General features: G+C 24.3%; 5 protein-coding genes and 1 tRNA gene. 3 read left to right on the top strand and 3 right to left on the bottom strand.

What is annotated here, in order from left to right; all coding sequences use genetic code 11:
• Positions 1-961: 961 nt before the first annotated feature.
• Positions 962-1,037: transfer RNA gene (locus HACICURV3402_RS02195), tRNA-Phe, on the top strand.
• Between the two features lie 738 nt (positions 1,038-1,775).
• Positions 1,776-2,093, top strand: coding sequence for a 50S ribosomal protein L25 (gene rplY, locus HACICURV3402_RS02190; protein WP_157992704.1), 318 nt, complete (start codon positions 1,776-1,778; stop codon positions 2,091-2,093).
• A gap of 316 nt (positions 2,094-2,409) precedes the next feature.
• On the opposite strand, the gene nfuA is transcribed toward rplY, so the two are convergent.
• On the bottom strand, positions 2,410-2,985 hold the full coding sequence (gene nfuA / locus HACICURV3402_RS02185) for a Fe-S biogenesis protein NfuA (RefSeq protein WP_157992703.1): 576 nt from the start codon (positions 2,983-2,985) through the stop codon (positions 2,410-2,412).
• Between the two features lie 1,316 nt (positions 2,986-4,301).
• On the bottom strand, positions 4,302-5,702 hold the full coding sequence (gene sthA, locus HACICURV3402_RS02180; RefSeq protein WP_157992702.1) for a Si-specific NAD(P)(+) transhydrogenase: 1,401 nt from the start codon (positions 5,700-5,702) through the stop codon (positions 4,302-4,304).
• A 3,438-nt stretch (positions 5,703-9,140) separates the two neighbouring features.
• Here sthA and acpS point away from each other — a divergent pair.
• A complete protein-coding gene (gene acpS, locus HACICURV3402_RS02175) occupies positions 9,141-9,521 on the top strand; it encodes a holo-ACP synthase (RefSeq protein ID WP_157992701.1) in 381 nt (126 codons plus the stop codon).
• A gap of 1,757 nt (positions 9,522-11,278) precedes the next feature.
• Here the strand turns inward: acpS and pth are convergent.
• Entirely contained in the window at positions 11,279-11,869 is a 591-nt protein-coding gene (gene pth, locus HACICURV3402_RS02170) for an aminoacyl-tRNA hydrolase (protein ID WP_269472379.1), read from the bottom strand.
• Positions 11,870-12,312: the final 443 nt, after the last annotated feature.

The raw sequence follows: 12,312 nt of genomic DNA, 5'->3' as shown, positions 1-12,312 counted from the left end.
AGAACCGTATATATTTTTTAAATTATTACATGTATAATGTTAAAAATTTTCTAGCTTCTTTATTATGCAAGTATTATAATTTGAATAATTATTTATGCATGATAAAGAAGCTAGAAAATTAGCATATTTTGATGTATTATTTTTGAGATGATGGATAAGATTTTTTAAAAGTTTTGATGGAAGTAAAACTAACTCAATTAAAAAAAGTATATATATTAAAATTAAATATAGTGAATTAATGGATCTTTAGGATAAAGATAGTTCATATTAACATCATCACTGTTTATGTATTACTATATAAGATATAGTGGATGTCTTTTTACGAAAGATTGAATGTAATATTAATTTTCATAAAGTGAAGAGTGGTAATATACATATAAGATATGATATTATATAAAATATAAATAAATTTTTAATAAATGGCTTAGTGAGAGCTATATTGATAAAAATGATTATTTTAATTCTAACTTTAATTAAGCAGTAAGAAGATAACATATTGTTCATTATTTTACTGAAAATTATTAAATTCAATAAAATAATTAAAGAATTATAATTTCAACGTTTTTTAAAATATAAAAACTATTAGATATTTTTACTTAGATATATGAAGAGACTGGTTATTTTATAATAAAAGACAATATTTTATTGAATTTGGTTTTATAATGAATCTAATTATATTTAGAGGTTATTAAAGTATGAATTTTTAAATTCAGATAAATCGAGACTTATCTAATATTATAAATTAAAATTTATATTTTAAGAATTTTTATAGTTTCATAAATTAGAAATTTATAGAATATTTATTATATTGAATACTCACTTCATTGGATTAATAATTTAATTATAAAATTTTGAGTAATGTTCTATAATCTAAATGTAATTATGTATTTTTTAAAGTTGTAAATTTCATTTATAATTAGTTGATAGATAGTTTTTTCATATATACTTTGTATAAGTATTTGCCCGGATAGCTCAGTTGGTAGAGCAGTGGACTGAAAATCCCCGTGTCCTTGGTTCGATTCCAAGTTCGGGCACCATATTTATATATTATATGGTATTATAGTAAAAAGCATTGCAGTGATAAGAAATTGAGTTTTGGATCAGACGATAATCAATCTATTTTTTATAGAATTTGATTATTGTTATAATAATGATGATGCAATAACTTAGCCTCGAGCTTTAGTTATTTAATATAAATATTTTATATTTCTTAATAAATTTTCTTGTTAAAATTTTTATAAAAATATAAAAAGAATTATTATATTAGTTTTATTAAATAATAAAATATTGAATGAAATACCTATATGAATTCTGATAAAGAAAAATAATGTATTTTTTTATTTTTAGATTTTATATTTGTAAGAATTTGATGAAGATTTTAAAGATATATGAATTATACTATTTTTTTGTTAGACTATACTATAAAAGTGAGATTGATATCATTTTAAAAATTTTAATGAAATTTTTATAAGAAAAATAAGGGTTTAGTATAAATAAGAATATTGATTCTAATTTACTTCTTTACTATTATTGATAGTATACAGATAATATTTATGCATTAAGTATCCAAATAAGTACTTTATATTTAAAGTAATTGTTTTATTGCGCTTGAATTGTGTACAGTGATTGGTTTCAGTCATATAGTTATGCAATTATTGCTTCATTAATTCAATTGTAAACTCAGCATTATGTGATTTTCTAATTTATATATCATACAAATTAGACTTATTTTATATGGTGTGTAAAAAGATATTTAAAACTAAAAGGACGTAATAATGCTCATTATTCATGCTTCCATTCGTAAGAAGTGTGGCAAGAGTTCGAGCCGCCGGCTACGCATATCTAATAGGTTTCCTGCAATTGTATACGGTGGCAATGAACCTTTATTGGCTATTGAAATAGCTGAAAAATCTGTAATGAATCTTCAGTTAGAAACTGGTTTTTATAAAAACGCTCTTTCTTTAGTTGTTGATGGTATAGAAACTAAGGTTAGGGTGCATGCAATGCAAAGACATCCGTTTAAACCCAAAATACATCATATTGATTTTATGCGTGTTGTCGAATCATTTAACGTAAGTGGATGTGAGTCTTAATATATTTTAAATGGAACGCTACGTACTTTTTTACACAGTACGTAGCGTTCCATTTAAAATATATTATTTGAAATATAAAATACTTCTTTGTATACTTAATGCATAAATATTATCTGTATACTATCAATAATAGTAAAGAAGTAAATTAGAATCAATATTCTTATTTATACTAAACCCTTATTTTTCTTATAATAATTTTATTCATTTTATAATTAGATCTTTTGTAGTTATAGCTAAACATAATTTTTTCTGTACTAGTGAATACATATTGTTATAGATTATCATCTATTATAGAATTTTTATTTTCCTGTTAGATTTAGTAAAAGGAATGTTTTCCATATTGATGGTCAGTAATATCTTGTATTCCTTTTAATTCCGGACATTGAGTAAGTAATTCTTTTTCAATACCTTCTTTAATGGTAAGGTTTACCATAGAGCACCCATTACAACCTCCTCTAAATTTAAGAATTGCATACCCTTCATCAGTTATATTTATTACTGAAACCCCACCACCATGGTGGGCTAATTTTGGATTAATTTTTGTTTGTAAGATATGTTTTACTTTATCAATAAGTGGAGAATTGGAATTAATTTTAGGTGTTTTAGCGTTAGGTGCTTTTAATGTTAGCTGAGATAAAATCGCATCAGTAACAAAATCGATTTCGGCATCTTGAAGATATGGGTGACTATTCTCATCAATAAATACTGAAAATTGAGAGAATTTTAATTCAGTATCGGTTTCTTCTATTGTTTCAGGAGAGCAGTAGGACACACCACACTCAGCAATTTCTGTACCTGGATTGATAATAAATACACGAATCTGGGTTCCGTTTTTCTGAGTTGATAACAGTTTTGTAAAATGCATTTGGGCAGAATTAGTAATCATGATCATGATGAGTTCTCAATAGTATACAATACTCATTTTTTTATCCATTAAGATTTAAAAAAAATAAATAAATAATAGAAAATATTTATATGATTATGAGTGTAATAAATTAATGCATATACGTCATATATTTATATATCATATAATTATTAATTAGATTTACATTCCATGCATTTCATATCCATTATATCTAGCATTGATGATTAACTTGATGATATAATGTAAAATCTATATTAGAAATCTTCTATAGTTTATGCATAATTTTTATTAGATAAAAGTATAGTATAAATCTTTTGTTCAGTCTATATAATTAAATTGAATTATTCAGTCATATACTAATGATTCTATAAAATTTTATTGAGAATGATCACAGATCATATTTGATAATTTGATTATTGATATTAATGTTGTTTTATTTTTTTATAAATATAAACTTTTGTTATATCTATATTCCATTTATTTATGTATAAAGATATCAATGTGTTATTTTTAACATAAGCCTTATATTAGTATTTTTAATATCCTTATCAAGTGTCTATATATTTGATTTTAATTATTTTATAGTATAAATCTATTTTATAGTCAAATATAAATTTGTTTTCTGTGTATATAAACACGACCAAGAAAGATTATAGAGTCCCTATATATAGCTATATGAATTTTATTTGATAGGACATTTTTATTTTTTAAATTTTAAATTTATATATGAAAGGTTGCAGAAATAATTGTCCTTATATTTTTTATTTAAAATATGAAATCAGATAATTTTTTAGTAAATAACAATAGTGATGAATTTAATTGTAATATTAAAATTGTTAATTTTAGATGTTTCTAGCACTTACTCTTTACTAGATGTGCGTGTAGGATGGAAAAGAACTCATAGATTGTTTTCATCTATTTTTTCGTACTTTGGTCTATGCAAATAGAGATTAGATCTTTGTATTAAAAGTAAGTTATATATAAAATATATATATAAAATTATTTGTATATACCACAGGAGATGTTTAAAATTTTATTTTATAGGTAAAATCATGGGTTTATTATCTTGATGCATACTCCTGCAAGCAATTTTTGTATGTTGTTCGAAGTTAAACATTATATGATATTAGAGATCTATTCTAGACAGGCTTTAATTAGACCGCATAGAGCTCCTGCATCTCGAGTAATTCTCTTTCATTAACTTTCATTTATTAATTATATTATTGATACTTAAATATGTGGTCAAGGGTATATTGTTTGATTAATGATATGAATATTATGTTTTTATAATTTATATAGATAAAAGTAATAATTTATCGAGATGCCTTGTTAGTAATCGATTATTAAAATAATCGATTTATACCATTAAGCGCCGCAACTCGATAGGCTTCCGCCATTGTTGGGTAATTGAATGTTGTATTAACAAAATACTCAAGTGTATTACCACCATTTTTCTGTTCCATTATAGCCTGACCAATATGAATTATTTCGGCTGCTCGCTCACCAAAGCAGTGTACACCTAGAATCTCTTTGGTTTCTCGGTGGAAGAGAATTTTGAGACTTCCTACGCTCATACCAATAATTTGCGCACGTGCCAGGTGTTTAAACTGTGCTCTTCCCACTTCATAAGGGATTTTCATAGCTGTTAATTTTTGCTCAGTTTGACCAATAGAGCTAATTTCTGGAATAGTGTATATACCTGTTGGTATATCTTTGCTTAAATTTGTTATTACCTCGCCTTTAATCATTGCTTGAGCAGCAAGACGCCCTTGATCATATGCAGTTGAGGCTAGGCTAGGATAGCCAATAATATCTCCTACTGCGTAGATATGAGGTTGTTCTGTCTGATACAGGTGATTCACTTTTAACATACCCCGTATATCTGCTACGAGGCCTACATTTGTCAATGATAAGGAATGTGTATTACCTGATCGACCATTAGCATATAGGAAACATCCTGCTTTTATTTTTTTTCCGGATTGTAGGTGTACAATAATTCCATCAGGTACTGCTTCAATTTTTTGTAGTTCTTCATTAGGCCGAATTACCACTCCATTATTCCAGAGATGATATGAAAGGGAATCTGACATTTCTTGATCCAAGAATGCGAGAAGACGATTACGAGTATTAATTAAATCAACTTTAATAGAGAGCCCTCGAAAAATTGAAGCATATTCACAACCAATGACTCCAGCACCGTAAATAATAATGTGATTAAGATCATGTTGTAGATTAAGGATAGAGTCACTATCGTAGATTCGTGGGTTGTGAAAGTCAATATTGGGTGGATGATAAGGTCGTGATCCACACGCAAGAACAAACTTTTGAGCCGTAAGTCTTTCGGTACTTCCATCAGGAATTAAAACTTCAATTGTATTGTTATCAATAAAATGAGCATGTCCTTGAAAAATATCACAGTGGTTTCGTTCATAAAATCCTTGTCGCACATGCGTTTGCTGGTTAATTACATTTACAGTATGATTTAATATTTCAGAAAAAGAAGAACGAAGGAGTTGATTTTGATTTCTATAAAGAGGATTTTGGTTGAACTCGATGATTCTGCTTACAGCATGGCGAAGTGTTTTGGAAGGAATAGTGCCCCAATGTGTACAGCCACCACCAATATTCTGATAGCGCTCAATAACTGCTATATGTACCCCTTGTTTGACCAGACCCATCGCAGCACCTTCACCACCTGGACCTGAGCCAATAACAATTGCATGATAATCATGAGATTTTTTCATACTAAAATGTCCTATATTTTATATCATCAACAGAGTTTGTGGCATTGTCTAAATTCTTTTTCATTATCAATATATGTCATACTGCAGTTGATTAATGTTTACTTTATAAGTATATTTATGTTTGGTAACAGGTTACTGTTATATTAAAATTATTTCTACAATATCCACCTCTAGGATACAGAAGAGGTTGCGATAAGTTCGAGATATATACATCCATAGAATTGGGATGTGTTTGAGAATTAAAGTGTTATTAACTATTTTAGTTGTTAACGTATAGTCTTGTTGATACACGTTTATAATATTTTTAGAAATTGTTAGGAGGATCTCTATTCAATGTAATTTTATACTTATCATGTAAATTTTTTTGAATATAGCTCGATAGATGTTAGATGTTTTTTTAAATAATGTATATTGTAGGTAGTCTTGATATTCTTGAAGATAATTAAATATTATTGAAGATAATTAAGGGTTGTAATAAATTTTGTTATTGCTACATTTATTGAGAACTGAGATAGTATTTTTATTTATAATTTATCATACATTTTAATGAGTATTTTATTTTTTATTCCTATAAAAGGTGGTTAAAATTTTTTAAAATTTATGATTTTATAATTCAAGCAATTAATTTTTCACAGACCTCATCATTGATTTAAGCATAATAAATAGTAATAATAATTATTATAGAAATAATAGAGCAGATAGGAAGTAAATTACTGGATATTTATTGTATAAATTTTGTATAAAAGAGATAAGTTTATACTCATACGAGTATGTCATTTTAAGTTACTATTGTCATAACTGTGACTAAATAATTTATTTTTGGTAAGAGTGGGTCTTGAAAGGGTTTACATATTTAGATTAAATCATAATATTATTATAGTATTTTTTTCATATTTATAAAGATAGTATCTGATTTTTATCAGATTAAAGTTAATTTTCTTATCTATTTATATATATTTTATATAGTTTATATAAATTATTTTATTATTTATACTTAAATTTTTCAATTATAATTTTTTACTTTGTTTTATTTATTATCTTGTTTGTTTTATGTAATTTCTTTTAAAAATATTATTTATTCTATTAGTTCTAGTATAAAAAGTTAATTAGATAATTCATCTAAATGTATTGTAAAATACAACAAGATTGTACCTTAGGTTGGTTTATACAGTTATTTTTACATAGAAAAGAAAATTATTATATAAGATATATTGTAATTTTAAATTAATTTATTTTTTAATATCGAAAATAACTATTGATAAAACTATTATAAAACTACCTTGTATAAAGTATTTAATTTATTAAAATTTGGTACTTACATATCTAATCATACATTATTTGGAAGATTTTTTATTTATTTTGCCAATATATCTTTATAATAATATCTATTATTTTATATTTTATATTTTAGATATATCATAAGGTTGAAATAGAATATTTTTAACAGATCAATCTTTTAAGAATCAAGATGTAATATTGTGTATATTAAGATTGAATAGAGCTTGAGGTATGTAAAAATTAATATTTTTTATGTTATTAGTATATCGAAGAGTTATACAAAGATTATATGATATTTTTCTATTGGTTAGTTAATAAACAATTTTTTGTATCAAGACTGCATTAATTTAGAATTAAAATATGTAATTAGTTAAAAACTTTGACATATGGGTCTATGATATATGAGTATTAAGATAGTATTTATATTTTTTCTTAATATAATTTGATGATTATAAATTAATATAATTAGATGTATGTTTAATTTTTAGATATCTCTAATTCTACGTAATTAGAAAAATACTATTTTCTATCGTTGAAGACAGTAGTAGAATATATTAGAAATAGATATATGTTCTCATATATTAAGGGGGGTAATAAAAGAGCGTCTTTACTTATGTGATATAAAAAATTAATATTGTTTATTCATATTTTAATATTTTTTATCTTAGGGTATTTCAGTAACTTGAGACGTGTAGTGATAGCATGATACGCAGAAAATTGATACCAGAAAAAAGATAGAGAATAGTAGATTGGAGAAGAAAATAAGGGGGTATATTTTATATAATATATTCTATTTCATAAATGCGAGGTAAATTAGGTTTATAAGAAGATCTAAAAAATTTGGTTATTGTTAATGATGTATATGCTATTTAACAATATATTGATTCTGGAATAAATAGATAGATAGATATGAGGTTAACGATATATGGATTTAACAATACGCACTTTGTATATTAATTATTATTATAATTAGATTAATTTTAGATATAATTATCTCGATATTAAGATAACACTGTATTAATATTATTTATAATTATTCAATATAGTAAAGAATTTATTTTTTTTATATTTTATATTTTAATAAGTTAGTTCTTATATGATATAGGAATATAGTGTTTAATGAAGATAAAATTAGAGAGGATTTTTTATATTTTATGAAGCTAATGATATTAAATATAATTTAAGGATGTAGTATTCTTTCTCGTAAGAAAAGCTATTATCATAGATAATAGATAGAATATATTTTTACCATTAATAACATTTTTAATTTCTGAAATATAACTTTTAATTCGTATACATAAAATCGATTTTATCAAAATAAATCATGTTAATATGAACTTATTCTACATCAATATAGAGTAATATTGTCATATGTTATTTTATTTCATTGATTCATTTCTATATTTAGTCTTATTGCAATGAAGTCAGTATTTTACTTATTTTTGTATGAACATGCATTCTCTCCAAATGGTAATATTTTGAAATGGATAGAATTAGAGGAATTCTTATTTATATTTATAGGAAATTTAGCTTGGATTAATTAGTCTATATGGATTAATTAGTCCACATGTAGTAGAACATGATTCTTTATATTCTACATATTTTATAAATAAGAGAACATATTTAAAATTATATAAATTAAATTATAACCCATACTAGGTTCTCTTATTTTGATATTGTAGGGTTCTTAATTTTAATTACACAGGAAGAAGAAATGAGTGTGGGTTATAAATATTAGATTTTTAAAGTGATTACTATGTATATAGTATCATTATAGATATTGCAGTGTGTTCTCTTTACCGCTGGAAATAATGGATCAAAGACTCTAAGAAATGCCTTGCTATTACAGATTAGTCGATGTTATTGAATGATGAACATATTTTTTAAAATTGTATTTCAATTTATTTTTTCAGATAGGTTCTATACTATGTGTAGTTTCAGGTATTTGATTTAATTGTTGTGCTATTGATCAGTAGGTAGAGGATAGATATTAAAATTCAGATATAATGTGATAAGAATTGGTATTGTTTTGTGAGATAATGATATATTATAAAATAATTTATAAAATATTCAAGGGAATAAGTATATTATATAATAATATTATTTGATCATAAGTTATCAGGATTATAATTTAAAGACGTGATTGCGTAAGGATGGTTCATGGCTATTCTTGGTATTGGAATAGATATTGTGGAGATTTTTAGAGTATATAAAGTAATTTCTAGGAAAGGAGATCGTTTAGCGCATCGTATTTTGAGTGAATCTGAATGGATTCAGTATCAAAAAAACAATAAACCAGAACGTTTTTTAGCTAAACGTTTAGCTGTTAAAGAAGCAGCATCTAAAGCTTTTGGTACAGGAATGCAGGATTCAATAACATTTAATCAATTTGAGGTTTGTCATGATAAATTAGGTAAACCGTTTTTATGTTTTTTAGATAATGCAAAAATTATGGCCAAGAAATTATTAGTTGAGCATGTTCATATTACATTATCTGATGAAAGGTGCTACACCTGTGCTATGGTGGTTTTAGAAAGTTAATCTATAGAAGATAAATCTAATTTATACTGAATTAAGTATGGAATTTATTTTATAAATAAAGAATGAGTAGGAATATCATATGTAACTATCACTTTAAAAATATATGTTATTAAGGTTCTTATTTAACGAAGGGATTTATTAAGAGTGTTTGTATATTTTAACATATATGTGTTCCTTCATTGAACTTAGAGTTTTGCATATATTAATATGAAGTTAAGTAATCATTGTTATATTTAGAATATAATTTTTTTATATTTTATTTGATTATTTATGTACTAACATAGTTATTAATGTGTGGTCAAAATACTATATTTTATAAAATAAGTTTTTATATAAAAAAACGGAATAATATCATATTTTTATATTTTATCTCTATATTTTTCTATGTTTTCTGTCTAAGATTATAATATATATATTATTAAAAATACAATAGCATTGGATCGATCATTTTTTAAATACTTAATTTTTATAAAAAATGTTTTATATTTTGATCATAAATATTTATGTTTGACTAAAAAATATCTTTTAATATAAATTACAAGCTAACTGAATGGATTTTTATTTTTTTACGATATTAAAAGTATAGTTTTAAAAAACAGGATCTGAGTGTAGTATTTTGTACAACAATGAATCAATGTTTACCTAAATATGATCTTACGGACATGATCTTACGGATTTTAGTTATTATAATGCGTATTGAATATTATTTCCATTTTAATGTATATATTTCTTTCTAATGAGTTCTTGAGAGTATTTATGATAAGATAATATAAGAGAATGTCTTTAACACTGTCTTTAATTTATATTAATATTTTAAGTTTAAAAGTTTTATCTCTATTCTTTTTTATAAAAAATTAGAATTTATATAGTAGAAGAAATTTTTAATTTGAAATCAATATTTCATATTTAAAATATGATCTAAAAGAATATTGATGCATAATCAAGAGATTAGTATACAGGGAATATAGTTTTTATTATAAAAAATGCCTATGTATCAACATATATTATAAGTACAATTTTTTTATACTTTTTAGTAGATGATAAGAAAAACAAAAAGTTGTTATATCTATGTATGACTATATAAAATAAATATTTAATATAATGAACTTTCGTATAAAAACTTTCTATTAAAAAGAATATAAATTTAATTTTTTTATATTTTCATGTACTATCCTATTTTTGCCTCTCATATGCTTTAATCTTTAAACTGCCTGCACTAAGAGCTCTATAAGTAAGTTAGCTATAGAATTTAAGTGGATCGTATAAATAATATAGATTTATGAAGTGAAATTTTAATAAATAAGATAAAGATTTAATCTTTATTGAGATTGCACTAGATAACACAGTTTGATAGGGGTTTTTCTCCGCTTATTCAGCGCTTAACCTTTGTTGGCTCAGAAAATATATTGTGTTTTTAATAAATTTTACAAAATAGGATTATTTCATTACAGATGAGAGACGAATATAAATGGATTTTAATTTTTAACTACAGTTGCTAGTGCTAGTTTGTATTATGTCATAATGTTATTCTAGTTTATATAATTTGTAACAACTAATATCAGTCTATTTATTATATATAGATTAAAGAAAAATATAGATTAAAGAAAAATAGACGAATTATTGTTTTCTAGTAAAATCTAGTTGTGATGAACAAGGTGGGTACGAAAGATTTAAAATATTTTATTAAAAAATAACTAACCATATATCTACATCATTGGTTATGGTTATCAAAAAATTAATAAACTTAATATCATGTATTAGATTGCTTTAAAATTATGTAATCGGTTTATGGCTTCTACATACGTATGTTGTACCCATAATTCAGTACATAAAATAGCTTCATGAATTACATTAATAATTTTTTGTTTTTCTTCTCTAAGAGGCTGCCCCAATACAAAGTCTACTACTTTATTGCGATCGCCTGGATGTCCAATACCAATACTGAGGCGGTAGAAATTACTTTTCTTACTTAAGTTAGTATTGATATTTTTTAAACCGTTATGACCTCCATAGTTTTCGTTATTTTTAAATTTAGCCATACCTACTGGGAGATTAAGATCATCATGTGCTACTAATATTTCTTCATTTTTAATATGATAGAATTTGGCCATAGCCAAGACAGATTTGCCGCTATGGTTCATAAAGGTTGTGGGAATAAGAAGTCTTAAAATATTATTATCGATATCTAGACGAGCCGTATAGCCAAAAAATTTTCGATTTGGTTTGAAAGTTGCATCGTAGCGTTTAGCCAAAAATTCTAGATACCAAGCCCCAATATTATGCCGTGTGTTAGTATACATAGCACCAGGATTAGATAGACCAACAATTAACTGGATAGGAGAGGTCACTTTATAAGAATTCCTTGTTTATATAAAAAAAATAACGATATATGTGCTATTAGTCTAGATGTTTTATGGGTTAGATTAAATCGAAGAAAGATTGTTAAGTATATGATTGTCTAGATTATATATTTAGGTCTGGTAGACTAAATTAAGATTTATATATTCTTTATGTAATTCTTTTTTCTTCATATTTTAATGATTTTATTATAAAATAAAACGAAGATATATTTAATACAATTAAATTCTACCTAAATAATAACAATTATTTATATTGAAGAAATGCTTTAATAATGTTGAAAGATGCAAATAGATCTATTGGAAATATTAATTATATATGTAGTCAGAAATACTTAGATTTATATTCTTATAGATCCATATAGATAGCTTTTTTATTTTTTATGAATTTTTAGTTAGAGAAATTAGATGGTTTTGGATATTGTAAATAAGGT

Source organism: Candidatus Erwinia haradaeae (assembly GCF_900698925.1).
Lineage (GTDB): Bacteria > Pseudomonadota > Gammaproteobacteria > Enterobacterales > Enterobacteriaceae > Erwinia_E > Erwinia_E haradaeae_I.
Note: the sequence above shows the minus strand (reverse complement) of the source record. Positions and strands in the feature narration are given on the sequence as shown.